Raw genomic sequence first — 25,871 nt, 5'->3', positions numbered from 1 at the left:
CTATGCAGGCCCAAGGCCTTTACAATTGACGATTTTTTATTTTGCCATTAAAGAAAGTAGTTTTCAACTTTATTAGAAAGCCCGGCGTTGCCCTTGAAAAAAAACAGGCATCAGGTTTTTTAAAACCTGATGCCTCTGTGATGGTTTTACAGTTTCGGGTTATTTATTTTTTGAGCTTAATTCCGGGAACTGATGATAAAAGAATTCAGTTACCTGGCCCGCGGTTTTGCTCTCCTCGTTTTCCCGAAGTTCTATGCGCCGGATTTTACCGGAGATGGTTTTGGGCAGTTCTTCCACAAATTCAATGATTCTGGGAATCTTGAACTTGGCAAGCACATCAATGGTGTGCTTGAACAGTTCCAGCGCCAGCTCTCTCGATGGTTTCTGTCCGGGGATCAGAATGACAAACGCTTTTACCAGCTGGTGACGTTTGGGATCAGGCACGCCCACCACGGCAGTCTCCATGACGGCCGGGTGCTCAATCAGCGCACTTTCCACCTCAAAGGGGCCAACCCGGTAATCACTGCTTTTGATGACATCGTCGGAGCGGCCCACAAACCACCAGTAGCCGTCCTTGTCAAAGGTGGCTTTGTCACCGGTGAAATACAGGCCGTGCTTAAACGCTTCAGATGTTTTTGTCTCATTGCCGATATATTCCTGAAACAGTCCAATGGCGCGCCAGTTGGAAAGACGGATCACGATATGGCCGGTGGTGTCAGGTTCCGTGATCTGTTTTCCTTCATCGTCGGCTAACATGATATCGTACATGAATGATGGATATCCAAAGGAACCCAAGCGCATTTTGCCTTCCATCCAGGGCGGATTGCCGATCATGCATGTGGCTTCGGTCTGGCCGTAGAAATCGCGGATTTCAGTTCCAGTGGCTTCCCGCCACTGATCAATGACTTCCGGATTCAACGGTTCGCCTGCACTCAACGAATACTTCAAGGACGAAAAATCATACGCTGACAGGTCAAGGCCCACAAAGGCGCGCCAGGCCGTGGGCGGTGCGCAGAATGAATTGATTTTATATTTGGCCACAAAGCTTAGGTATTTTTTAATATCCAGCGCGGTGAAATTAAAGCCTGTGGCAGTGCCACCGACGTTAAATGGGCTGAAAAAGCTGCTCCATGCCCATTTAGCCCATCCGGGCGCACTCAAGTTGTGGTGAACGCCTCCGGGCTCAAGTCCGATGGTTACGACTGTTGACATGTGGCCCAAAGGATAGGAGACAGCGGAATGGCCCACCCGTTTGGGAAGCCCTGTGGTTCCGGAGGTGAAAAAGCAGAACAGAACATCTTCACTGTTAATGGTTGCAGGCAAGGCTATGGGTGATTCCTCCGCGATCCTCGGATAGGATGTCCACCCCTGTTTTTCGCCAAGAATAATTTTGGCCTTGGGTGTGCATCCGGCCTTGGCCAGGGCATCGTCCACCAGGCCGGCGAGGCTCTCAAGGGCAATGACAACATCCGGTGGATACGCTTCAAAACGGAACTGGATTTCGCGTTCAGTCATGGTGGTGGCTGTGGGAACAGCGACAAAACCGCCTTTAATGGCGGCAAAGGAGGTAAACCAGGTTTGGGGGACAATGGGCGTCAGCATATAAAGGTTGTCGCCTTTTTCCACCCCTTTTTTACGCAAAAAATTTAATACTTTATTACCATTTTCAGCCAACTGGGTATATGTATACTGCTCTTGTTCATCTGTATGCAGGTCTGCCCAGATAAGCGCCAACTGGTCCGGGCGCTCTTTGACGTGTATATCTTCAAAAATTTCCTGGGCCCAGTTAAAGGTTTGGGGTAATTCGGCTGAATTCAGTCTTTTAAAAAACGTTTGTGCTTTGATTTCACGTTGGGCCATATCCTGGATCCCATTGAGTTCCATCACCTCTCTATAAAAGTGTTTCAACGTCATTGGTTCCCTCCCGGTTAAATGGATTGATTACACTTCCTGTTTTCAGGCCGCTCCTGCCTTGCCCTGAAAGGCAGAACCCGCAAGAAAAGTATATTATTTAGAAAACTGTCATTTATACCAGGCCGGCAGTTTTCTACCAATCGGTTTAAGACTTAATTTTTATGTCAGTGATAAGCGTGGTACGTTGTAGGTTGATATAGTGAGTATATGTAAGCTAATAAACCTATATATGGATGGGCGTTGACTTAGTTTATTCATTGCTCTTATCCTGGAAATTAAATTGTGAATATAAGGGCCATGAAGCCACTATCCATACCTGTATCGGGGTACATTTATGTGTCTTTTTTTGAGACAGATAAACCATGGCCGCGTGTTCACACCCGCCTGTACCTTTTTTAAATCGTTTGGAACACGCATGGGCAAGGTGTTTGATGTAATTTAACGCAATTCTTTTCTGATTCACTGAAAAAACCGTCAGGCCTGTGCTTTTGGAATGAATTTTGTTAATGAAAAACAGATTAGAGTTTTCAATGGATGATATGATTGAGTTACACTAAATAAAATATGGAGTAAAATCATTGACACCGCAAATTGAAACCGCCGGTAATTCGGAAAAATTTGATTCCATTGTCATCAACGAAGTACAGCTGCTCCTGGCGGAAAAGCGAACATCCCTGGCTGTTATGAGAACCGGGATAGCTGTGCTGGCACTGCCCTTGTCCGTGGTCGGGCTTTTGATCGCAACCTCAAAATATTATAATATTTTCAACGTATTGCACCTGGTTATCCCCTTTGTTATTCTCAATCTTGGATTGATTGTCCTGGGCTGCTATCTGATTACCCGGGCCGTTATAAAAATGCACAGCTATGACAAACACATCCATGAACTGAAGGTCAAATTCAGTGCTTTGGGGCAGTTCATACAATAAAGGCCAACAGCCCGGCATAACCCGATCTGGCATAATTTGTGCTTTTCTGGTAATTAAATCAGGCGCCAAGATGTTTTAAAAGGCGGGCTGAAACAGCAATAAACACTTGAAAGAGAACAACTATGAAACCCTACGGCAGAAAGACAAAAAAACAGGTGGGCGAAATCCTTGCCCTTGGCAGCCGCAGCCAGGCCCTGGCCAGGCTGGGGCAGATTCCGGATGCCCAGCTCACCGGACATCTGTTCTCTTATTTTTACAACAAGGACGAGCTGATCAAATTTCGCAGCGTGACCGCCATGGGATATCTTGCCGCAAGGATTGCGGATAATTGCCTGGAAAACGCCAGGGTCATTTTGAGACGGATCATGTGGAACTTGAACGACGAATCCGGCGGCATTGGCTGGGGGTCACCCGAGGCCATGGGAGAGATTTTAAGCAAAAGCCCGGCTCTGGCCCGGGAATTTAAAAGCATCCTTTTTTCCTACCTGGATCACAAAGGCAACCACATTGAACATGACATGCTCCAGCGCGGGGTTTTGTGGGGCATTGGCACATATCTTGGCGCAGCACCCGGGGATATGACAGATATCACCAGGGAACAGCTCCAGGCCCATCTGGATTCTAAAGATCCGGTAAAGCGTGGATATGCTGTCAGGGCGCTGTCCAATGCCGATGTCTTTGAATGTATGGTGCTGCCTGATTTTATCCAGGCAGACAGAACCTCCATTGATGTTTACACAGGGTGGGATTTTACGGCTGTCCAGATATCGGATATGGTGCTTGCCTGCACCCCTGAACAGATACGGGTCTGAAATGAATCATTACCAATTTTACTTGCCCTGGTGTGAAACGGTTAAAGAGAATTTGCCATGCTGAAAAAAAAATGTGACATAAACATCGTGCGCACCATTGAGCTGGCCCATAAAATGATAGCGCTGGCGCAGACCGGATATGAACACCATGAAGACCCCGGCTGCGGCGTGCTTTATGGAATTTTGCTGGATACAGGGTACAAGATTCTTGACCTGGCTGAAAAAGAGAAACAGGCGCATATTTTAAAGGGCTGGTGGCTGAAATCCATTGACATGAATCCATTGATAAAGGAAGACTTTGATGCGCGTACAAAAAAAACCGGTGATTGATCTTGGCTGCTGCATTGAATGCGGGGTCTGCATTGATCTGGCCCCCCACGCCTTTGAAATCAAAGATGCAGGTTATGTGGATATACGGCCCCTTGACAGGTATGAGGATGACCAAGATATCCTTGAAGCTGTGAAAAACTGCCCCAGAGACTGTATTTCCTGGGAGTAATGTTCTGGCGCAATTCCCTTTTCAGCCTTACAGTCCGGACATTCATTCAGCACCCATTATTTTTTTCTTTTTACAGATGCAAAAAAACATTGCACCTGATACACAAATGTGCCATTTAAGAGACCGGTTCAAGAACAGCTTGGTATTTAATACTGAAAGCGGGTTGCCGGGAAATCAAAAAATGGAAAAATTTACACACTCTCTGCTGGATCTGCACAATCTCAACCTCGTGGTGGACAATCTTAAACTTGGCGTCATGGCACATACCACAGAACGTATGATCACTGTTTTTAATAAGGAAGCAGAAAAAATTACCGGATATAGTAAAAAAGAGATCCTGGGTAAAGACTGCCACGATGTGTTCCAGGCTCCGTTCTGTGGTTCCAAATGTTCCTTTTGCAAGGACTCCCCGAAGCTTTCCGGCGGAACCAAGGAGTATCCGGTTACCATCGTCACTAAAACAGGGGACACCCGGCATCTGGAAATGACTGTTTCCTGCATTCTGGATCATGCAGGGGAAATCCGGGGGGTTGTGGCCTCGTTCCGGGATATGACCGATTCCATACGTCTGTCCCTGAAAGCTGAAGATCTTTCCAATTTTGCAGGCATCATCGGCAAGGATAAAGCCATGCAGGACATTTTCCGGCAGATTCGGGATGTGGCCTTGTATAACTATCCGGTTCACGTATCCGGTGAGACCGGTACCGGCAAGGAACGGGTGGCCTATGCGATTCATGACATTTCGTCCTACGGCAACGGCAGTTTTGTACCGGTGAACTGCGGGGCCATCCCCGAAGGCATTGTGGAAAGTGAGCTGTTCGGTCATGTCAAAGGCGCATTCTCAGGGGCGGTCAGGGAACGTAAAGGCCGGTTTGAACTGGCCCATAAAGGCACCCTGTTCCTGGACGAAGTCGCGGATCTGCCGTTGAGAACCCAGGTCAAACTGTTACGGTTCCTCCAGGAGGGATCATTTGAAAAAGTAGGCGGAGAAAAAAAGATCAGCGTGGATATCCGAATTATCTCCGCCACCAACAAGGATCTGGCAGAAGAGGTCCGGGCCGACCGGTTCAGGGAAGACCTTTACTACCGGCTCAACGTCATTCCCCTCCACCTGCCGCCCCTGCGGGAAAGAAAAAACGATATCCCGCTTTTAGCCGATCACTTCCTGCGGGAGGCGGAAAAAGAAAACAAAAAGCCCGTACCGGAACTGGCCCCTGACACCATTCGGGAGATGATGGACTACCACTGGCCCGGTAATGTCAGGGAATTAAAAAATGTGATCCAGTTTTCCGTGGTCCGGTCCCGGGGCAGTGTTATCCTTCCTACGGATCTTCCCTTTGCATCCACCAGGCATCCCCTGCGGCCTGTCTTGTTAACTGAGCCCCCAGCGCCTGGGGTACAGTTTGCCCGGGGAAAGCTCAATCAGGAAAATGTTCAATCCGCCCTGGTCAAAACCGGAGGCAACAAATCCAAAGCGGCCCGGGTGTTGGGTGTGGGAAGGGCAACCCTGTACCGCTTTTTAAGCGAGCATCCGGAGATCAAAGCCTTTTCAGATGCCTTCTAACAAGGAGGGTGAATATATGGTAAATATTTTGGAGCGGTTCCGGTTCAAGACCCTGCTCAGATTCCTAGGGCCTGGATTCCTTGTAACAGTAGGATTTATTGATCCGGGTAACTGGGCCACCAATATCGAGGGCGGCTCAAGGTTCGGGTATTCACTGCTGTGGGTGATCACTTTGAGTACCATGATGCTCATTGTGATTCAGAACATGGCGGCAAAACTTGGAATCGCTACAGGCAAATCCCTGGCTGTTAATATCAGGGACCGCTTTTCAAGGCCGGTTTCGGCCATGCTGGGCCTGACCATTGTGCTTGCCTGCGTTGCCACGGATGTGGCCGAACTTCTGGGGGGTGCCATCGGGTTCAATCTGCTTTTCGGCATGCCCCTCTGGGTAGGCGCACTTGTGACCGTAGGCCTTGAGACTTTTTTAATTGTCAGCCAGCGTTACCACCGGCTTGAAATGATTGTCATGGGATTTCTGGCCATCATTGCCCTTTGCTATCTGATTGAAATTTACATTGTTAAACCAGACTGGTCCGCAGCCCTTCCGGCCATGGTGGTCCCCCGTCTGAACCGGGAAAGTATCTACGTTGCTATGGCTATTTTAGGCGCTGTGGTGATGCCCCATAATATTTTTTTGCATTCCAACGTCATTCATTCCCGTGAATGGGGTATTTCGGAAGACGAAAAAATGTCCCAGCTCAATTACGAGAAAGCCGATACTCTGGCGGCCATGATCATGGGATGGGTGGTTAATTCGGCCATGATCATTGTGGCGGCAGCCGTGTTTGCAAAAAATCAGGCTTCGGTCACAAGTATTGAACAGGCATCTGCTACGCTGACCCCCCTGGCAGGACCTTTGGCTGGATTCCTTTTTGCCGTTGCCCTGGTCTTTGCCGGGGTAGGATCCTCCGTGACATCGTCCATGGCTGAGGTCAATGTCATCACAGGCTTTCTGGGAAAGCCCGAGGATCCCAGAACCCTTTTATACCGGTTTTCCGTATTTGCCACGGCTATACCGTCTTTTTTAATCATTGTCCTGTCCATGGATACCTATAAGATTTTGATTTTCAGCCAGGTGGTCTTAAGTCTCCAGCTGCCGTTTACCCTGATTCCGCTTTTGATGCTGTGCCGGGATAAAAAACGCATGGGCAGATTTGCCTCGGGACCGGCCGAATTTGCAGCAGCCATTGTGATTTCGGCCATTGTCATTGTTTTAAATATTTACCTGCTTTATACCACGGTCACAGGAGCCTGATATCATGCAACTATATAAAAACATACTGGTGACCATGGACTGTTCACCGGTGGATGACCGGATCCTTGAACATGTGGCCCAACTTGCCCTCCAAAACCGGTCCAAGGTCTTTTTGCTGCACGTGGTTCATTCCCATACACTGGATGAGCACCGGGCATTGACCCGGAATGCAGACATTTTGTTGGCACAAGGATGCCAGAAACTCGTTGACCAGGGCATTGACGCCGAAGTGGTGCAGCGCAGCGGCGAACCGGATGAACAGATTCTCGAAGAAATTCAGAACGGAGACTACGACCTTGTGGCCATGGCCACCCACGGCCATTCAACCCTTGGTCAGATCCTGTTCGGCAGTATATCAAAGACCCTTAAGCAAAAAATCAGCATTCCGCTGCTGCTGCTGGGTCCTGAATAGAACCTTTCGGAAAAGAGTCAGCCCATGGGATGTCTCTTCCGGATCAGAAATTGGGCCAGCGCCAGCCAGCCCGAACCACCGCCACGATTAGAACCGGTCAATCCAGTGAATAAAGCGATCCATGTATTTGGTGAGAAAGACTTGGGTGTTTTCTGCAATCACCTGACCCGAATCATCCAATGCTTCAATAATGTTTCCCACATAGGCTTCGGGGTGCTGCATGGTGTAAACATTTAAACAAGAGAGTACCTGTCTCAGGTGGTGGCTGGCGCCAAATCCGCCTATGGCACCCGGGGAGACACTGACAATGCCCCCCGGCTTTCCGGTCCAGACGCTTTGCCCGTAAGGCCTTGACCCAACGTCAATGGCATTTTTCAGAACGCCTGGGATGGATCTGTTGTACTCAGGCGTAACAAATAAAAAGGCATCCAGCTCTTTTATTTCATTTCTGAATTCAACCCAGGCAGCGGTGGGTGTATCGTCCAGATCCTGGTTGTAAAGTTCCAGATTGCCGATATCGGGAAAGCTTACAGGATAGCTTTTGGGAGCGACCGATGCCAGGTATTTTGCCACAGAGCGGTTAAAAGACTCTTTTCTCAGGCTGCCAACAATTATGCCGATTTTCTTCATGCTGTCATCTCCTGTTTGTCTTGTTATAGCGGTTTGATTTCACATTTATTTCAGTATATACCATTATAATCTGACATTTTGCAAAATTGTTCGTCAGCAATACCGGCGGATAAAAAATCAGGGAGGCATGTTGGCAAAATCAAACGCGGAAAAGCGCAAACAAAAACGCAAGCAAAAGCAGGTGCAGGTCAGGCGGGCCAGGGCAGGGCAGGCAGCCGCTGATAAAGGGTGGTTTTACTATGAAGAAGCCCTTCATTACCATGACACCCCAAATTTTTCCCAGGCCCTCAAATGCATAAAAAAAGCCGTCAAGTTGCTGCCCAAAGAAGAGGCTGTGATTCACCTCATGGGGCAGATAGGCCAGTTGTGCGACGACCCGCAGGTGCAGCTGGATGCCCTGGAGTGCCTTGAGAAAATCGGAAAAATAGAAGATTTTATGCGTTATAACCAGGTCATTTTTTTAATGAAACTGGGGAAATATGAGCGTTGCCTGGAAACCGCCGAAGCCCTGCTAACAAATTTTACACAGCTTAAAATTGAGAATAAACGCCAAAGCAAGACCACCATTAAAGAGATCATTGGCTATTGCAAAGGAAAAATTGCCGCAGCCCAGAGGCATGAGGAAGCGATCCGGCAGATGGCGGAAATGAACAGGCTGCGGGACCGTCCGGCTGGCGCGGGCGTCAAAGACCTGGTGGATGTGGCTGCTCCGACGTCCCCGACACCTGATCCATCACCTGAGCCGACACCTGATCCATCACCTGAGCCATCAAGGGTTCACCCTGTCAAGGTTAAGGCGCTTGAAAAACCGGCATCGGTTCCTGTGACCGTGAACATTGACAAAGAGGCGTTTGTCAAGGCCCTGTCAGGCATTGAAACTGCTGGGCCGGATTTGTATGAACTGGCGCTCATGAGTCATGCAATCCGGTTTGCGGAATCCTTTGAGACCCTGATCTGCCTGCCGGGGCTTACACAAATCCAATCGTTCTGGTACCAGGAGGAGACCGCCAAAAAAGTACTCAAGCAGTTCAGGGGACGGGCCCTGCTTTCGGATGAGGTGGGCCTGGGCAAAACCATTGAGGCGTTGATCATCCTGTCGGAATATTTGCGCCGGGGCATGGTGAAAACCGCGCTGATCCTGACCCCGACTCCCCTGGTTTCCCAGTGGCAGACAGAAATGGCATCCAAATTCAACCTCAAGGTGCCATCAACAGACAGTCCGGAATTCAAATCCGGGGACCGGGATTTCTGGGAACAAAACCTTGTGGTGGCGTCCATCAACCAGGCCAAGTCAAAGAAAAACTGGGACCTGATCACCGGTCGGGAGTACGACATGGTGATTGTTGATGAGGCCCATCATCTGAAAAATAAATCCACGTTGAATTTCAAGCTGGTCAATGCCCTGAAGAAAAAATTCATCCTGTTGCTGACCGCCACGCCCGTGGAAAACAACCTCATGGAGCTGTACAACCTGATCACCCTGCTCAAGCCGGGGCAGCTTGAGACGGCCACCGCCTTCAGGGAGCGGTTCATGAAGCGCGGAGACCCCACAGACCCCCAGAACAGGGAAATGCTCAAACACCTGTTAAGCCAGGTGATGATCAGAAATACCCGGGCCCTGGCAGGGATTCATATTCCGCCCCGGTTTGCCACCACCATCCGCATTGCGCCCACAAAAGGCGAGACAGCTTTTTATGAACGGCTTCAGGTCCTTTTGCACCGGCTCAACGATCAGGACAAAGGGCAGGCCAAACTGATGATTAAAAATTTGCTGGCCCAGGCCGGATCATCCCCTAAGGCAGTGGAAGCCACCCTGGACCGGATGCTTGAAAGCCGGTCCTGGGTGCCGGACATTGAAAAAGAGATCAAAGCGGTGCGGAACCTGTGCCGGACAACGGCGGATACCCCCAAGAACATGGCGTTGCTCAAGCTGGTGAAGGCGGACAAAGAAAAGCTCATTGTCTTTGTAAAATACACGGCAACCCTGGACCACCTGGCTGAGTTTCTGGCGTGGAATGATGTCTCCTTTGTTCTTTTCCACGGCAGCATGACCAATGAGAAAAGGGATGCGGCCATCCAGGCGTTTAAGGATACTGTCCAGGTGCTGGTCACCACAGAAATCGGCGGGGAGGGGCGCAATATCCAGTTTTGTTCCCGGATGGTCAATTACGATCTGCCTTGGAACCCCATGAAGATTGAACAACGAATCGGCCGTATCCACCGCATCGGCCAGGAAAAGGAAGTGCAGATCTATAATTTTTGCGCACAAGGTTCTATTGAGGATTACATTCTGGATATTCTGGACCGGAAAATCAATATGTTTGAGATGGTCATCGGAGAGATTGACATGATCCTGGGCCGGGTCAGGGGGGAGAAAGAGTTCTCGGATATGGTCTGCGACATCTGGGTGGATTCGCAAAGCCTGGAAGAGCGGGACCAGTCCTTTGCCAAGCTGGGCGCAAAACTGAAACGGGCTAAAACAGGGTATGAGAAAACAAGGGAACTGGACGGCAAACTTTTTGGAGACAACTATGAACTCTAACGGATATGAACAGGACAGGCATGAACAGATTGATGCCATGGATTTTGCCTGCCGGTTTTTTAAGGCCCGGGGAGGGGTGGTGGAAGACCAGGGCCTGACCCGGGATATCCTGCTGCCTGAAGCGGCGGCCCAGACCCTTGGCGTGGATGATTTTTTCCGGGTGGGGCCTGAAGAGATTGTGGAACAGGGGCGGCTAAAGGTCCATGCCGTGCAGCTGAATACCCCGTTTCTTGACCGGATGCTCACCCTGGCAGGGGAATCCGCGCCCTTTGCCCGGGCTGAACTGAAATTTGATTATATCAAAACCCAGGGATTTGACCGGCTGATTGCAGACCGGTTTCAATTCCATAAGTCCAAGGTCAGGGTGATGAAGACCGGAGAGGCACGAACCCGGTATCTTGTCCTGACCTGCCGGTACACCGCCCAGAGTGATGAGATAAAACAGGGGCTTGTGGAGATCTGCGTCAACCTGGATACCGGTGTGGTTATCCCGGACATGGCCCGGGGCCTTGCCCATGTTCAAAAGGAATTCAGCGTCAAAAAGGCCCGGGGGTTAAACGAAAAGGAAATTGAAGCGATCCGGACCGTTGTCTCCCGATATGGACAGAACCTGGTGGAAGACCGGCTGGCCTCATTTGTGGACAGCATGAACCGGCGGTTTCAAAGGGATACGGCAAGCCTTGACGCATATTACCAGGCCCTTGAAACGGAGATGCGGCAAAACCTCAGCAGAACCGGGCTTTCCCAGGACCTGGTCAGGGAACGGGAAGAAAAAATCGCCATGATTCCAGCCGAACTTGCAGCCAAGAAAAAAGATCTGCTTAACAAGTACGGCATCGGTATTGATTTTAAACCGGCAGCGGCCCTGTACCTGACCTCTGCCTGTGTGACGGTGTTTGCCCGGCTCATATCCGGCCGCAGCCATACGGATTTTACCCTGACCTACAATCCTGTGACCAAGGACATGGACCCGGTTGCCTGCCAATCCTGCGGCGCCGGTACCTACGGCCTGGGATTGTGTTCCAGTCTGCACATCAACTGCCCGAGCTGCCTGGCCGGGGCTGTTTCAGTCGGCCCTGGGTCTTAAAAAAGAGGCGAATTTCGGCACCCCGTTTTTGCTGAACCCATGATATTTAAACGTCACTGTTGTCCCGACAGCAGGCGGGTTGTTCCGAACCCGGTCAGTGAACCCGGTCCCTAATTTAAAGATAACGCCGTTTTCCAGTTTCAGTGTAAGCGATCCCATGGCATTTTCATATTTTCCCTTTCCCTTGTTAATACCAATGACAAGGCCTTCCATGTCCCGGGCTTTTTTTACCTTGAGAACATGGGCGCTTCTGCCGGTGTGGTAGGGCATATTCGGATCTTTTACGATAACGCCTTCGCCGCCCCTTGATGTCACGTCAAGGAAAAAACGGTCCAGGTCTGATTTATCTTGAATCAAAGTCTGCCGGATCACCCTGACATGGGGGGTGGGATGGGATTTGAACCACGCTTTTGCCCTGGCAAGCCGGTGAAAAAATGTCCCGTTCTGGTTGGGCACTTCAAAAATATGGTAATTGATTGTTTCCCACCCCGGGCCGGGCTCGGCATCAAGCACCACAGACTGGATAAACTCAAAATCCCCTTGTTTGCTCCACAACTCGCCATCCAATTCAAAGGCAGGAAAATTTTTAATGAACCATGGCGGCGGGTGGAGGGGCAGCCCTTTTCGGGTCAGCAGGCGGCTGCCGTCCCAGTATCCCCTTATCCCATCCAGTTTTTCGCTCATTACCCAGCCCTTAATGTCTTCTTTTCCGGCATAGGACCGGGCCTGCTGCAACTGTAAATCCTTTGCCTGACAAAACGTGCAAAAAAAGAAGATCACCATTGTCCCTGTTAACCATATCCTGATAATTTTATGATAAACAGGGTTGGCGAAATCAGACATAAAGTTTCTCCCTTTATTTGATTTGGGAATTGAAAAGAAGTGTAAGATGCCACACCGGCTTTTGTCAAGAAATGTCAGCCGGTTTATATTCAATTCTTGAATGCACCCATCACCGCACACATGCAGAAAATCCAGAAATCAAAATTCCGGATTCGATCCCATGGTCAAAGATTATGTTAATCACAAAATGCTGAGTCTAAGAGCCTGTTTGGTAATTGATGAATCGGCTGCAATCTCATGAAAATGGCCCCAATTCCCCCAAATTTTATGTCAATAGTCGGGCTATTAACAGAAAATTTGGGGGAATTGGTTCTCATTTTCATGAGATTTCGCTTCGATTCCCTAATTACCAAACAGGCTCTAAAAGGAAGAGACGTTTTTCTTTGGATAAAAAAATAAAACTTGTGCTATGTTTAAAGCAATTTGAATTGGCATTTGAGGAGAACTATGAAAATTTTGATTGTTGACGATACGAAATTATCAAGAGCTATGATTTTAAAACGCATCCCTGAAAATGTGAAAAACAGTTCAAGAATCTTCCAGGGCGTGAATGGTCGGGAAGCTGTGGAATTGTACAAGGAGATCAAACCCGATATCACATTTCTAGATCTGACCATGCCGGAGATGGACGGTTTCAAAGCCCTTGAAATCATCCGTGCCCACGATCCAGATGCCCAGGTGTATGTGATCACGGCCGATATCCAGGCCAAGGCCAGGGAGCGGGTTTTGGCTCTGGGAGCCAAAGGCATCGAAAAAAAGCCCATAGACGAAACTCGTATCGCACAAATCCTGGCCACTATTCGATGAGGATTTCCTGAAAAATGATTGATAGCGAGATCAAAGACGCATTAGAAGAGTTGATCAATATTTCATACGGGTCTGCCACGGCGGCAATTGCAGATCTGTTTGACAGTTTTGCTCAACTGAGGGTGCCAGGAATTAAGGTGGTTCCTGTTGGAGAAGTGGAACATGCCGTTCTCGGTGAAAACAACCATGAACCCAACCTCTACATCAGCACACAGATGTTTAAAGGGACTTTTGAGGGCGAAATCCTGTTTGTCATAGACAAGCAGAGTGCTTCGAATATGCAGGACCTGATTTGTCTGCTGGAAGAAGTATGCATAGACAAGGAAGACGATGACGCAGAAATCCGGCAGAGTATCTTGGAAATAGCCAATATACTGGGGGCGTCTTGCATTGGCAAACTGGCCGAACTCCTGAATTCGGTGGTCTCATTTTCCCCGCCTATCATCGAATTGAACAATCGGCTGTTTATGGGCCGGGAAAAAACTGGCTACAGCATGGTGATTATTATTTCCACCCTGCTGGAGTTCGAGAAGGAGCAGATCACCGGTCATCTGTTCATCCTGTTTGATGATGAAATGTTTGTCTGGCTGGAAAAAAGCCTGTACGCATTTATAGAGGAGAATACATGACCCCCGTGAAAACTGACATTCTTGACACCCTGGAAAACGGGGTTATCATCACGGATAAGGATCTGAATATACTGTCCTGGAACAGATGGCTGGTCGTGCATACAGGGATCAGTCAGGAAAAAGCCCGGGGACAGCACCTGCCGGAATTGTTTCCAGGTACTTCATTTTCCATCCTAAAACGTAAAATCCATATAGCGTTTACGCTGAAAATCCCGGCCTTCACGAACGCATCCGTGGAAAAATACATTATTCCCATCAAACTGAACAAAATTACAAAATCCATTTTTCGTTTCATGCGCCAGGATTCAGTAATCACTGCCCTGGATGACACCCAGGCTGCCATCCTGATATATGATGCCACCCCGTTACTGGAAGCAAATGCGATTATTGAGACGCAACTCAAGCTGGTGGAAAAACAGGCTAGAACCGACGGGCTTACCCAATGCTACAACAAAACAATGTTTAATGAGCTTCTGGCTATAGAAATAAAAAAAGCGGACCGTCACGACTACACTTTTTCCATGATTATCTTAGACATTGATAATTTTAAATCAGTGAATGATACCTTTGGACACTTGGTGGGGGATTATGTTCTCAAGGAGATCGCAACCATTTCCGCCCAAAGCATCAGGGAAAGCGATGTCTTTGCCAGATGGGGAGGCGAGGAGTTTTGTATTCTGCTTCCCCAAACCGCGTTGGAAAATGCGGTTGCCGTGGCAGATAAACTCAGGCGTATTCTGGCGGCCCACGATTTTGGAGCGGCAGGCCACCAGCAGTGCAGTTTTGGTGTGGCTGAATATTCCAAGGATAACCAGCAAGCAGATCTGGTTCACCAAGCAGATGAGGCTTTATATCATGCCAAACACAACGGAAAAAATCGGGTGGCCGCATGCATGGGCGACCAGAAATTTATCCTATGGCCTTGATTTTGGCCCGAAAATTTTTAAATATTATAACCTTTTTGAATATTAATCTGAGGCCAGTTACAAATGAAGCCTATTGTGATAGTAAAAACAGGGAAAACCTTTCCAGATCTTATAGATAAACATGGAGATTTTGAAGATTGGATCTCAAAGGGTCTTGGCCAGCTCGAACATGAAATTAAAGTTGTCAATGCTGAATCAGACCCTCTGCCGGAACCAAATCAGATTAGGGGTGCAATCATTTCCGGTTCTCATGCCTATGTAACAGATGGTCTACATTGGTGCCTTAGACTAGAAGATTGGACAAAGAAGGTCATTGATCATCAAATTCCCCTGCTTGGGATCTGTTTTGGCCATCAGGTGATTGCCAAAGCCATGGATGGAATTGTCGATTTTCATCCTGTTGGTCTTGAAATCGGCACCAGAGAAATAGAGCTGCTGCCAAGCTGTAATCATGATCCTTTATTTATGGGATTGCCGGGCAGATTTAAAGTTCACCTATTCCATTCACAAAGCGTTATTCAATTGCCTCCCAGAGCAACTCTTTTAGCCCGAAACGAATTTGAGCCGCATCAGGCATTTCGAATCGGTAAAAATGCCTGGGGGGTTCAGTTCCATCCCGAGGCAAATTCAGATGCGACAAAAGACTACATCCGGAATCTAATAGAGGATGTCAGATCCGCTGATTTGGATCCCGGGCAACTTTTTGAGCAGATAGAAGAGACGCCGTATTCGGCGTCTCTTTTAAAAAGATTTGCAGAATTGGTTTGAAAAGCTGTGCACGTTTCTCAGATTTGGTGCTAATCGGGCAACATATCATAAAAATACATCATGGCATCGGACCGGGAGATGATACCGATGATTTTTCCATCTTTCATGACAGGAATTCTTCCGATATCATGCCTGATCATGAGGCGGGCTGCTTCAAAGGCACTTTTATCATAATCAATGGTAATAATTTTTCGGCTCATAATGGCTTTAACCGGTGACTGCATCTGATTTGACTTTTTGACTTTTCTGAAATCCCGTCTTGAAACAACGCCCACCAGATTCTCGTCATCGTCCACAACCGGCATGCCCGAACACCCCATCTCCCGAAGCATCATGGCCACATCACCCACAGGGGTGCCCGCTTTTACCGTTACCACAGGGTATGACATGATATCAGACAGCATGACCGAGGAATACTGGTTGCCCTTGAGCAATTCCAGAACGGTTTCTAATAATGCATCCGGATTCGCACCCTTGACCAGGGCTGAACCGGCTCCGGGATGGCCGCCACCGCCCAGGGAGCGCATGAGCACGCCAATATTGATTTCATCCACCCCGCTTCTGCCGATCACCATGCATTTATCTTTTTCCACGTCCTTGAATATACCAAAGGCCAGGTCTACATTCATCAGTTCCCGGTACATCTGCATCACCATGGCCAGGTTTTCCACCCGCCCAAGGATTTCCACCTGGGATACGCTCAGTGAAAACCCCTTTATCTCACTTCGTTCTGCCCGCTGGATCATGTCAAAGAGGATCTCCTTTTGTTTTTTGCCGTAGGCTGGCTGCAAAAAGGTGCCCAGGATATTGAGATCCGCCTTGCGGTCCAGCAGAAATCCTGCAGCATAAGCGTCTTCGGGAAGGGTGGACGGATAGGACAGATGGCCTGTATCTTCATAAAGGCCGATTAAAAACAAGGTGGCCTGAATCGGGGTGATCAGTTTACGTTCCTTTTGGATTTGCTGGACAAGCAGGGTAACTGCAGCCCCTGTCCGGGAAAGATGTGACTCCCGGGCGTCAATATCCCCGTCTTCGTGGTGGTCCCAGACAATGACGTCAAGGCCGGTTTTTTCGGATAAAACGCTTAACCGCTGGTCCAGACGGGACCATGAGTGTGTGTCCACGCAGATAAGGGTGTCCACAGTATCCAGATCCACTTCATTGGGTGCCCACAGATTAAAAATATCCTTGTGAATGGCTAAAAAATTCTTAAGGTTGGCATTAACTGTCCCGGGAAGGACAGGCCTGGCATCGGGATATATGATGGTGGCTGCCACAAGGCATGCCAGGGCATCAAAATCAGAACCTTTATGTGTGGTGATGATTTTCATAGAACCTCTTTATTGGCGGAAGTGTTTTCATGGCAGGATCTTGATCAGATATTTTGCCGGATATCATTTCAATAGGCTCGTTTAAGTCGTTTTGTTGATCCATTTACATATTATATAATCATTATTCGAGAATGCCTCAACTTTTATCGTGTTAAAATTTAAGCAAACAGATCACAGTCCCCAACGGACGAGACCATGATAAGGGTGGGCAAAGGGGCAAGTGTCCGGGTGTACCTGGCCTGAAACGCTTCTGCTTCGCTTTGTTCAGGCAGGTTGAAGCCGATGAAAACAACCGATGCGTCGGTTGATATGGATTTAAAGACTGTTTCAAAGGAATCCGTGGACACGATGACCCTGGTTTCAGCCTTTACCCTGGCCTCTCGCAGCAGCGCTTCCAGGGCCTGCTTTGCCGGCTGCATCCCGGCAGGATCCTGGATGATTCTGAACAGCCTGATGGTTGCATCAGCCCATGGCCTGTTCAGCGTGAGAAGATGGGCCAGGATAATCATCAGGGATCCGTTTTTTTTGCCCCGCCACCAGATATCGATAAATATTTTTTCCGGATCTTGGGGAAGCCCCTTGGCGTTGATTATGACAAGATTCATTCCCATGGCCCGGACAATGCGCAAATGCCGCGTAAAGGACTGGGCTCTGGCCGGGTCTGATGACCAGCCGAAAATTACGGTGTTGTGCTTCAGGGGGCCGGGGGGATGGGCCTGGAGCGCTGCGCAGATGCCCTGGTCAAGATCGGGTAAAACCATGACTGTTGAGAAACCGCTGACGCCGTAATCCTGGAAGGTTTTTTTTAGCTGGGTTAAGGCGGTCTGCCTTTTTTCCATGAGGTCCTGGATATTGCCGGGAAGGATACGGACCAGGGTTACAATGCCCCGTTCCTCGCCGATCCACAGGGCATACTGCACCAGGGTAAAACGGGTTTTAGGGTTTCCCGAGAACACCAGAACCGCCGGGCGCCAGTTTTTGGGGTGAACGGGCATGATTGAAAGCTGGTGAAGATTGGCTTTAAGCCTGGAGTAGAAAAAACCCCATCGTGCGTCACCGAAACGGACCTTAAGGGATCTGCGTCTAAGCAGTACAACCATCGCGGAGATAATGCCTGCCGCACAAACCGCTGTCAGCGGGTGAATCAAAAAGGCTGTGACCGCACACCCTGCCGCCGCGACAAGGGCTTGCAGCCAGTGATAGTACCTGAATCCCGGTCTGAAGGACGGGTTGCCGGCAAAGGATTCAACAAAGGCGGCAACATTGATCATTGCGTAGGTGTAAAGAAAGAACATGGTGACGACACCCGCCAGAATATTAAATGCCTGGCCGGTGTTGCCATTGCCTGCCCACAGGATCGTGGCCATGGTTAAACCCAGGGTCAGCCACAGGGCGCTGACCGGCTCATTGGCCTGGCCTGCCCCCTTTTCAAAAGGGTGCAGGATGGGGATCAGCCGGTCCCTGGCAACGGCCTGGATCACCCTGGGTGCCCCCATGAAGGATCCCAGGGCACTGGACAGGGTGGCTGCAAACACACCGGCAACCACCAGGAATCCGGCGTTAAAAAGCGCCTGGCTGCAAAGTGTTTCAAAGGATGAGTAAATCAGTTCTTCCCGGGATTGGGCCCCGCCGCATAAAAGGATCTGAAGCCCGTACACAATTAACCCTGTGGCAACTGCGCCAAGGGTGCCTGCCGGGATGGCCCGGGCCGGATTCTTCAGGTCCCCGGACATGCTGATGCCTGCCATGATACCGGTGACTGCCGGAAAATAGATGACAAAGACTTTCCAGAACGTATATATGTCCTTTGTATAGCCCGGCCCGAAGTTTTTTGAAAACAGGTGAATGTCAAAGTGAACCAGGGCCCCTCCCAGAAACGCGAGAATGGAAAGTAGCAGAACCGTCATGATAAGGAACTGTGCCCGCACGGCCCATCTGGCACCGGCCCGGGTGATAATGAACAGAAAAGCGGTGGTGATCAGGGCAATGGTTCTGAAGTGGACTCCAAGGGCCGGAAAGGTCCGGATCATGGATTCGGTAAATCCCAGGATATAAAACGGAACGGAAATGGCCTGGGAGCAGAACAGGGCCAGCCCAATGGCTCCGCCAAGCTCAGGTCCGATGGACCTTGATATCAGAAAATAGGCACCACCTGCCGAAACAGGCGTATTTGTGGATACTGCTGAAACGGAAATTGCCGTCAATAGTGTGATGGCATGGCTCAGGCACAAAATCAGAATGGTTTGAAAAATACCGGCCTGGCCAATGACAAACCCGGCGCGCATGAACAGGATTACACCGAGAATTGTGAGGATGGACGGCGTAAAAACGCCGCCAAATGCGCTAAGGTTATTTCCTGTATGACCCTGGCCTGGTTGTGGTTTTCTGGTGGTTGCTCCCATGACCGTAACCTTTCCCCCAAGGATATTCTGCTCCATCCGGAACTGCTTCGGCTGCTTCAGGCCTGGCCGGATTTTTTGATTCCAGAATGCCACATTTCTTGTAAAATTTCCCTGGGAAAATTTAACTTTATTTTTTTGGGGGAGGTAAATATTTTTTTTTAAGGGAAGTTTGCAGGGGCGTTTCCATTTTGCCTGCTATTTGATAATGTATTCAGGATAAGAATAGAAACCCAAAGGAATAATCCGTCTGTATTAATAAATATCATGATATCAAGATATTATCTTTATATGAGACTCTTTTGCCTGTTGGCCCGGCATTTGCCGGTGATGCCGGTTTTGGGAATCGCTGCTATTTTCTGGTCTGCAGGGCCGGTGCTTGCATCCCAATCCGGCCTTGGTTTCAGTGTGCATACCCTGGCATCAAAGATTCCCGGAAAAACAGCCCTGATCGTGGGCGGCATCCAGGGGGATGAGCCGGGCGGGTTTAATGCTGCGGCCCTTATTGCCACCCGGTATAAAATTCTGTCCGGCCAGGTCATTGTGGTCCCTAACCTCAATTTTGAAAGTATTATTAAGCGCAGCCGGGGTGTTTACGGGGACATGAACCGCAAATTTAACCAGGTGAGCAAAACAGATCCCGAACGGCTGACCATTGCTAAAATAAAGTCAATGATCACTGACCCGGACGTGGATTTTATTTTAAATCTGCATGACGGCTCGGGATTTTTTACGCCCACCTGTGAAAGCAATCTGCGTAATCCTGACAGGTGGGGGCAAAGCATTATCATTGACCAGGCCCGGATGCCTGTAAAATACACAGGCCTGTTTTGTGATCTTGCAGTCACGGCACAGCAGTGTGCCCAAGATGTCAATGCCCATCTTATTGATCCCGGTCATACGGTGGGCGTTAAAAATACCCGGACAGCAGAAGGGGACGAGGAAATGGCAAAAACACTTACCTTTTTTGCCATGAAAAATGAGAAACCCGCCTTTGGTGTTGAAGCCAGCAAGTCCTTTCTGACCCCCGGGCGTGTATACTATCACCTTCTGGCCATTGAATCCTTTTTAAAAAAGGCCGGGATTTCTTTTGAACGTGATTTTTCTTTAACCAGGAATGAAATAGAAAAGGCCATTGACAAAGATATTGCCCTGACCCTGGGTGAGCGCAGAATTCTGCTCTATGCTGAAAATATACGCAATCGCATCAATTACCTGCCCATGGAAAAGGACAAAAGGCTGCAGTTTCTGGTCAATAATCCGCTGATGGCCCTGGTGCACAATAAATCCGATTTCAGTCTGTACCACGGCAACCGCTGCCTTTCCCGTCTCAGCCCCCAGTATTTTGAGTATGATCTGGGAATAGACAATATTGAGATGGAGGTTGACGGCCAGAAAAAAATAGTTCCCTTTGGTTCCAGGATTCCGGTTAAAGAGCAGTTTATGGTGCATCCCATACCGGATCACCGGGTGAACATTATTGGATTTTCAAAACAGGATATAGAGGACGAAACAGGTGTTCTTGTCACCAAAAATGATTGTATGCAGCGTTTTTCAATTGACCGGGACGGCCTGATTTTCAGGATTGAAGTCTATAGCCAGGGAAAATTCAATGGTATGGTGCTTGCGGACTTCAGGTTCTGGAACAAAACCGCCGACATGGTCGGGACCACCAGCCATTTCAGTAGCAAAAAACAGGTGTTCAGGTAGTGAATAATTGACAAGGAATTTTTAAAGCAGGAAAAATGAATCCAGATACAAAAAAAGAGAAAATGATCCCCCGTCAGACTTTTTATATTTCCATTCTCATTTCCCTGACACTGGGGGTTTTGATTGGCACCGCATATACATCGTTCAAGCTGGCTGATTCAAGGCAGCCGGGCATGGGACATATGCCGCCGGGCATGGTAGGGAATATGCCAAAAAGCATGTCGGCGCCTGAAAAAGGGGCGGGTGAAAATCAAAGACCGGATCTTGCAACCATGGCAGATCCTCGTATCAGGGAAATGCAGGCGTTTTTGAAGGAAAATCCCGATAATGCCCAAGTCTGGATCGAACTGGGCAATACCTTTTTTGATCTGGACCGTTTTGGGGATGCCATCAATGCCTATGGGAAAGCCCTGTCCATTCAGCCGGACAATCCACATGTTCTCACAGACCTTGGGGTGATGTATCGACGGAACAATGAACCTGAAAAAGCCCTGGAGGCTTTTGGCAAGGCCATTGCTGTTCAGCCTGATTTTGAAACCGCCTGGTTTAACAAGGGCATTGTCTATATGCACGATCTCGATGATCTCCCCAAAGCCATTGAGGCCTGGGAACAGCTGGTAAAAGTTAATCCAACTGCCCGGACATCCGGGGGAAAACGGGTGTCTGAGCTGATTGAAACCCTGAAAACCAAAGCCCGGTAATGCAGGATCTAAACCGGATTTTTCCCGCCACCCCCAAAGGGTGGCAATATGAACTGGTATATAAACGTATCCGCCATATCTATTTCAGGATATACCCGGATAAAAAAATTGTTCGGATTTCCGCGCCTTCCCGGATCAGCCAAAAAGCGTTTGAACATGCCGTTCAGTCCAAATCTGCCTGGTTAACGCAAAAATTAACTGCTCTGGGCGATGGGCCGCCGCTTTTTAAACCATTATTGGCAATGAAGGACAGCTTTTCATGCATGGTATGGGGCCGGCAACTGTCTGTGGTGCGTGGGACCTGCAATGCCCGGCCCGGAATCTGTTTGAGCCCCGAATCCGAATCCGAAATCGTTATCCGGGCACCTTCCGGTTTTGATCCGAAAAAGGAGGCAAATCTGTGGAATCGATGGCTGCGTACGCTCTTAAATAAACGCATTCAGATTCTGCTTGAAAAATGGCAGCCTGTCATGGGTGTGGCACCGGCCGAATTCCGGCTGAAAAAGATGAAAACCCGATGGGGATCCTGTAACACGGTTGCAAGGCGCATATGGATCAATACGGTTCTTGTGCATCTGGAACCCTGCCTGCTGGAGTATGTGCTGGTCCATGAACTGGTTCACCTGCTGGAACCGGGGCACACACAGCGCTTTTATCAGATTATGGAAACATATCTGCCTGACTGGAAGGAAAGCGAGATGCGCCTGGATAGAATAGAGTTAAGTAAGATTTAAGACACAGATTCAGTTTTTTTATCTGTGGATGACACGGCATTGAAAAATTGGCGGCTTCCTTCGATATCGGCAATCAAATCCGAGTCTGGGCTTTCGCGCACCATTGGAATAGGTCGACGGCAGAAGCGCAAAAGCGGTTGTCTGAATAAAGGCCTGAATCAGGCCTGAATATAGGCATCCATTTCCGGATACCGGGTCCTGAAGGCGTTAAATTCATTCAGTGTCCGGTCATCAAATGGATCAAGGGCAAACAACCGGCTCAGAATTTTTGCGGCATCAATAATTTTATCCCGTTCATCCCCCGGTTCTGCTTCGATAAGGCGCAGTAGCCCATACAGGGCAAATCGGTCTTCAGATATAGACAACACCTGATTGTAATAATATCTTGCCTGGGAGAATTGTTTCATCTGCAGGCAGGCATCTGCAATGCGTGTTTTTGCGATGGCTCGGCTCATTCCGGCTGCCATGGCCTTTTCCCACAGCTGTTTGGCCTTTTCGTATTCTTTGTTGCCCCGGGCACAATCTGCCAGCCCGTCCATGGCATAGACATTCCGGGGAGCAATATCCAGAATCCGTTCGAACAGGGCTTTTGCATTGGAAAAATCCTCTTGCCGACGGTAAAAGTTGGCCAGTGCGCCAATGGCTCTGGGATTTTGGGGCTGTTTGATCACAAGCTTTTCAAGAAGCGGCCGGGCCAGGTCAAATTCCTTGAGGCGGACTAGGATATTTCCAAGGCCTGACAGGGCAAAGGGGTCATCAGGATTCAGGTTGATGGCTTTTTCATAGATCTGTCTGGCAGCGGTAAGGTCTCCTTTTTTGGTTAAAGCATCAGCCAGCCGGGTCATCACAAGGTAGTTTTCAGGGTAGGCATCCAGGGCCTTGGCCCAGATGCCAATGGCTCCGTCCAGATTATCGCTGCCCCTGTATGCGTCGCCAAGACCGGACATGGCAAAAGGATTCAGCGGGTCTGCCCCAAGGCACCTTTGATAATATTTTGCAGCCGTTCTAAACTGTTTTTGCATTCGTTTGGTATCACCTAACGCAACCAGTACATAAGGGTTTATAGGCAATATTTCCAGAGCCGCCAGCAACAAGTCTTCCGCCTGTCTGGGCTTTCGAACGCGAATAAGTTCACGGGCAGTTTTGCATAAACTCAATGCCTTAATCGCATCATTTTCTTCGTCTTTTTTTTCTTTAACGCTCTTTTGCATTAGCAGTATACCTAATCACAATAAATATACGGCCAATTGTGATGCTTTGTTTGATATTTCGATTAATCGTATATATAGTAGCGCGGTTGATTTTTTGTCAATGGAAAAAAATTATAAACTTCCTGCTGCGCATTGGTTCTGTATTGATCTCCAAAGTGGCCGCTTGCAGTCTGCTCCTGCCATATTCTACATAATTGTTTTCCGGGGCTATTCCCGGGGAAAGACCGTGCACGAAATTGTAATCCTCTTTAGATCCCTTATGGATACTCATTTCCGTTTCTTATTTTTGTCTCTTTTGCATGAAAACACAAAAACGTATTTATTTTCACGGCTGAATTTTGACAATGAGGATGAAATAACATTATTGTAATCAATTAAATTTCAAAAATGTTATTTCATTTCAAGATGCCCTCGAGGGATTTATATATAAATATTCTTTAATTTCAAACAGATGTATTAAAATATTAAAAAATATGATTTTTGGCACCCCTCTTGCTTTTTACAAAGCGTAAGTTGTTTTAATGCACATTTAACAAAGGAAGAAAACATGAAAAAAATTGTAGCGGTAATTAAACCGTTCAAGGTGGATGAGGTTAAAGATGCTTTAGCCAAAATCAGCATTAACGGAATGACTATTTCGGAAGTCAAGGGCTTCGGCCGCCAGAAAGGGCATAAAGAGGTGTACCGGGGCGCAGAATACCAGACAGACTTTGTACCCAAAGTTGAACTGAAAATCTGTGTTGCAGATGACCAGGTCCAGGCTGTGGTGGATACAATAGTAGAAACAGCGAAAACAGGAAAAATCGGTGACGGTAAAATATTTGTTCTTCCTGTGGAAAATGTTGTCCGTATTCGTACGGGTGAAACCGGAACAGAAGCTTTATAAAATTTAAATTATTAAACATAATAGGAGATTAAAAAAAAATGAAGTATGTACTGATGATTCTGACTTCGTTGGCATGCACCATCACAGCAGCATGGGCCGGGACAGACGAGGCCCCGACAGTGCTCTCTAATGCCGAGGCCATCAAACTGGTCCAGACCCATGCCGACTATGTCTGGACCCTTATTGCAGCAGCCCTTGTTTTCTTTATGCAGGCCGGGTTCGCCATGGTGGAGACAGGTTTCACCCGTGCTAAAAACGCGGTAAACATCATGATGAAAAACCTGATGGATTTTGCCATGGGATCACTTTTCTTCTGGGCCATTGGTTTCGGCCTGATGTTCGGTACCTCTAAAACCGGTTTTTTCGGTACTACCGGTTTTTTCCTAAGTGATTTTGAGGTCGGCGGAGATCCCTGGGTACTGGCGTTCTGGATGTTCCAGGTTGTGTTTGCCGCAACTGCTGCCACCATTGTTTCCGGTGCCATGGCTGAACGCACAAAATTTACCGGTTACCTTATTTACAGCGCGGTTCTGTCCGCATTGATCTATCCCATCTTTGGTTCCTGGGCCTGGGGGTCGTTGTTCAACGGTTCTGGCTGGCTTGAAGGTCTTGGGTTCATTGATTTTGCAGGCTCCACAGTTGTTCACTCTGTCGGTGGCTGGGCTGCGTTGGCAGGTGCCATCGTTCTTGGTCCCCGTATTGGGAAGTTCACCAAAGACGGTGGTGTTAAACCTATTCTTGGTCACAATATCCCCCTGGCCGCCCTTGGCGTGTTTATCCTGTGGATCGGCTGGTTTGGTTTCAACCCGGGTTCCACCACTGCTGCAAATAAAGACATTGCAATGATTTTTGTAAATACCAACCTGGCTGCTGCCACAGGCTGTGTTATATCCATGATCGTCTCCTGGGTTAAGTTTGGAAAGCCTGAAGTGGGCATGAGCTTGAACGGTGCCCTGGCAGGTCTTGTGGGTATTACTGCCGGCTGTGCCAATGTTACACCTGGTTCAGCCATTCTGATCGGCGCCGTCGCCGGTATTCTGGTTGTCTTTGCCGTACTGTTTTTTGATAAAATCAGAATTGACGACCCTGTTGGTGCAGTTTCCGTACACGGTGTATGCGGTGCCTGGGGAACCCTTGCCGCTGGTATCTTTAACATCGGCGGCACAAGCATTAAGATTCTTTCCGTACAGTGCATTGGTATTGTTTCCTGCTTTGCATGGACATTTTGCACGGCTTTCATCCTGTTCAAGGTCATTGACGCGACCATGGGCTTAAGAGTATC

24 protein-coding genes are annotated in these 25,871 nt (G+C 48.6%); 18 read left to right on the top strand and 6 right to left on the bottom strand.

Going from position 1 to position 25,871, the window contains the following annotated elements; translation table 11 throughout:
• Positions 1-159: 159 nt before the first annotated feature.
• Positions 160-1,914 (bottom strand): AMP-binding protein, encoded by a 1,755-nt coding sequence (locus AB7U36_RS03075; protein ID WP_428158341.1) that lies wholly within the window; start codon positions 1,912-1,914, stop codon positions 160-162.
• A gap of 578 nt (positions 1,915-2,492) precedes the next feature.
• Here AB7U36_RS03075 and AB7U36_RS03070 point away from each other — a divergent pair.
• The 7 genes from AB7U36_RS03070 to AB7U36_RS03040 all read left to right on the top strand — a co-directional run bounded on the left by AB7U36_RS03070 (position 2,493) and on the right by AB7U36_RS03040 (position 7,385).
• On the top strand, positions 2,493-2,843 hold the full coding sequence (locus AB7U36_RS03070) for a hypothetical protein (protein WP_428158340.1): 351 nt from the start codon (positions 2,493-2,495) through the stop codon (positions 2,841-2,843).
• Between the two features lie 122 nt (positions 2,844-2,965).
• On the top strand, positions 2,966-3,655 hold the full coding sequence (locus tag AB7U36_RS03065) for a DVU0298 family protein (protein WP_428158339.1): 690 nt from the start codon (positions 2,966-2,968) through the stop codon (positions 3,653-3,655).
• 57 nt (positions 3,656-3,712) lie between these two features.
• Positions 3,713-3,985, top strand: coding sequence for a hypothetical protein (locus tag AB7U36_RS03060; protein ID WP_428158338.1), 273 nt, complete (start codon positions 3,713-3,715; stop codon positions 3,983-3,985).
• Positions 3,957-4,154 carry a ferredoxin gene (locus AB7U36_RS03055; protein ID WP_428158337.1) on the top strand — a complete coding sequence of 66 codons (198 nt, stop codon included), beginning with the start codon at positions 3,957-3,959 and terminating at the stop codon, positions 4,152-4,154. Before AB7U36_RS03060 ends, AB7U36_RS03055 begins: the two co-directional genes overlap by 29 nt.
• 181 nt (positions 4,155-4,335) lie before the next feature.
• Positions 4,336-5,718 carry a sigma-54 interaction domain-containing protein gene (locus AB7U36_RS03050; RefSeq protein ID WP_428158336.1) on the top strand — a complete coding sequence of 461 codons (1,383 nt, stop codon included), beginning with the start codon at positions 4,336-4,338 and terminating at the stop codon, positions 5,716-5,718.
• Between the two features lie 16 nt (positions 5,719-5,734).
• Positions 5,735-6,973 (top strand): Nramp family divalent metal transporter, encoded by a 1,239-nt coding sequence (locus tag AB7U36_RS03045; protein WP_428158335.1) that lies wholly within the window; start codon positions 5,735-5,737, stop codon positions 6,971-6,973.
• Between the two features lie 4 nt (positions 6,974-6,977).
• On the top strand, positions 6,978-7,385 hold the full coding sequence (locus AB7U36_RS03040) for a universal stress protein (RefSeq protein WP_428158334.1): 408 nt from the start codon (positions 6,978-6,980) through the stop codon (positions 7,383-7,385).
• Positions 7,386-7,472: 87 nt separating this feature from the next.
• Here AB7U36_RS03040 and AB7U36_RS03035 read toward each other — a convergent pair whose 3' ends face one another.
• On the bottom strand, positions 7,473-8,015 hold the full coding sequence (locus AB7U36_RS03035; RefSeq protein WP_428158333.1) for an NADPH-dependent FMN reductase: 543 nt from the start codon (positions 8,013-8,015) through the stop codon (positions 7,473-7,475).
• A gap of 127 nt (positions 8,016-8,142) precedes the next feature.
• Between AB7U36_RS03035 and AB7U36_RS03030 the strand changes: the two genes are divergently transcribed.
• Together AB7U36_RS03030 and AB7U36_RS03025 are read left to right on the top strand one after the other, a co-directional pair.
• Positions 8,143-10,557 carry a DEAD/DEAH box helicase gene (locus AB7U36_RS03030; protein ID WP_428158332.1) on the top strand — a complete coding sequence of 805 codons (2,415 nt, stop codon included), beginning with the start codon at positions 8,143-8,145 and terminating at the stop codon, positions 10,555-10,557.
• The gene (locus AB7U36_RS03025) at positions 10,547-11,644 is read left to right on the top strand and encodes a hypothetical protein (RefSeq protein WP_428158331.1); all 1,098 of its coding nucleotides are present in this window, start codon (positions 10,547-10,549) and stop codon (positions 11,642-11,644) included. Before AB7U36_RS03030 ends, AB7U36_RS03025 begins: the two co-directional genes overlap by 11 nt.
• Here AB7U36_RS03025 and AB7U36_RS03020 read toward each other — a convergent pair.
• The gene (locus tag AB7U36_RS03020; protein WP_428158330.1) at positions 11,624-12,487 is read right to left on the bottom strand and encodes a DNA ligase; all 864 of its coding nucleotides are present in this window, start codon (positions 12,485-12,487) and stop codon (positions 11,624-11,626) included. The two genes, AB7U36_RS03025 and AB7U36_RS03020, sit on opposite strands and share 21 nt — an antisense overlap.
• 447 nt (positions 12,488-12,934) lie before the next feature.
• On the opposite strand from AB7U36_RS03020, the gene AB7U36_RS03015 reads away from it, so the two are divergent.
• From AB7U36_RS03015 to AB7U36_RS03000, 4 genes are all read left to right on the top strand, one after another.
• Entirely contained in the window at positions 12,935-13,294 is a 360-nt protein-coding gene (locus AB7U36_RS03015; protein ID WP_428158329.1) for a response regulator, read from the top strand.
• Between the two features lie 14 nt (positions 13,295-13,308).
• Entirely contained in the window at positions 13,309-13,923 is a 615-nt protein-coding gene (locus AB7U36_RS03010) for a hypothetical protein (RefSeq protein WP_428158328.1), read from the top strand.
• Complete coding sequence (locus AB7U36_RS03005) at positions 13,920-14,849, top strand: sensor domain-containing diguanylate cyclase (protein ID WP_428158327.1); 930 nt, start codon at positions 13,920-13,922, stop codon at positions 14,847-14,849. The genes AB7U36_RS03010 and AB7U36_RS03005 overlap by 4 nt, the downstream gene beginning before the upstream one ends.
• A gap of 63 nt (positions 14,850-14,912) precedes the next feature.
• Entirely contained in the window at positions 14,913-15,617 is a 705-nt protein-coding gene (locus AB7U36_RS03000) for a glutamine amidotransferase (protein WP_428158326.1), read from the top strand.
• Positions 15,618-15,646: 29 nt separating this feature from the next.
• On the opposite strand, the gene AB7U36_RS02995 is transcribed toward AB7U36_RS03000, so the two are convergent.
• Together AB7U36_RS02995 and AB7U36_RS02990 are read right to left on the bottom strand one after the other, a co-directional pair.
• Positions 15,647-16,948 carry a CBS domain-containing protein gene (locus tag AB7U36_RS02995; protein ID WP_428158325.1) on the bottom strand — a complete coding sequence of 434 codons (1,302 nt, stop codon included), beginning with the start codon at positions 16,946-16,948 and terminating at the stop codon, positions 15,647-15,649.
• A 158-nt stretch (positions 16,949-17,106) separates the two neighbouring features.
• Entirely contained in the window at positions 17,107-19,386 is a 2,280-nt protein-coding gene (locus tag AB7U36_RS02990; RefSeq protein WP_428158324.1) for a hypothetical protein, read from the bottom strand.
• Positions 19,387-19,614: 228 nt separating this feature from the next.
• Here AB7U36_RS02990 and AB7U36_RS02985 point away from each other — a divergent pair, with 228 nt between their 5' ends.
• The 3 genes from AB7U36_RS02985 to AB7U36_RS02975 are packed head-to-tail and all read left to right on the top strand — an operon-like array spanning position 19,615 to position 22,492.
• A complete protein-coding gene (locus tag AB7U36_RS02985) occupies positions 19,615-21,057 on the top strand; it encodes a M99 family carboxypeptidase catalytic domain-containing protein (protein ID WP_428158323.1) in 1,443 nt (480 codons plus the stop codon).
• 35 nt (positions 21,058-21,092) lie between these two features.
• Positions 21,093-21,758, top strand: a complete 666-nt coding sequence (locus AB7U36_RS02980; RefSeq protein ID WP_428158322.1) for a tetratricopeptide repeat protein — start codon at positions 21,093-21,095, stop codon at positions 21,756-21,758.
• Positions 21,758-22,492 (top strand): M48 family metallopeptidase, encoded by a 735-nt coding sequence (locus AB7U36_RS02975; RefSeq protein WP_428158321.1) that lies wholly within the window; start codon positions 21,758-21,760, stop codon positions 22,490-22,492. The genes AB7U36_RS02980 and AB7U36_RS02975 overlap by 1 nt, the downstream gene beginning before the upstream one ends.
• Positions 22,493-22,650: 158 nt before the next feature.
• Here the strand turns inward: AB7U36_RS02975 and AB7U36_RS02970 are convergent, their stop codons facing one another.
• The gene (locus AB7U36_RS02970) at positions 22,651-23,703 is read right to left on the bottom strand and encodes a tetratricopeptide repeat protein (protein ID WP_428158320.1); all 1,053 of its coding nucleotides are present in this window, start codon (positions 23,701-23,703) and stop codon (positions 22,651-22,653) included.
• Between the two features lie 547 nt (positions 23,704-24,250).
• Between AB7U36_RS02970 and AB7U36_RS02965 the strand changes: the two genes are divergently transcribed.
• Together AB7U36_RS02965 and AB7U36_RS02960 are read left to right on the top strand one after the other, a co-directional pair.
• Positions 24,251-24,589: a P-II family nitrogen regulator gene (locus AB7U36_RS02965; protein WP_035237388.1), complete on the top strand. Its 339-nt coding sequence runs from the start codon at positions 24,251-24,253 to the stop codon at positions 24,587-24,589.
• A 38-nt stretch (positions 24,590-24,627) separates the two neighbouring features.
• Positions 24,628-25,871: ammonium transporter (locus AB7U36_RS02960; protein ID WP_428158319.1), on the top strand; the 1,244-nt coding region annotated here is incomplete at its 3' end.

Source organism: Desulfobacter sp. (assembly GCF_050177295.1).
Note: the sequence above shows the minus strand (reverse complement) of the source record. Positions and strands in the feature narration are given on the sequence as shown.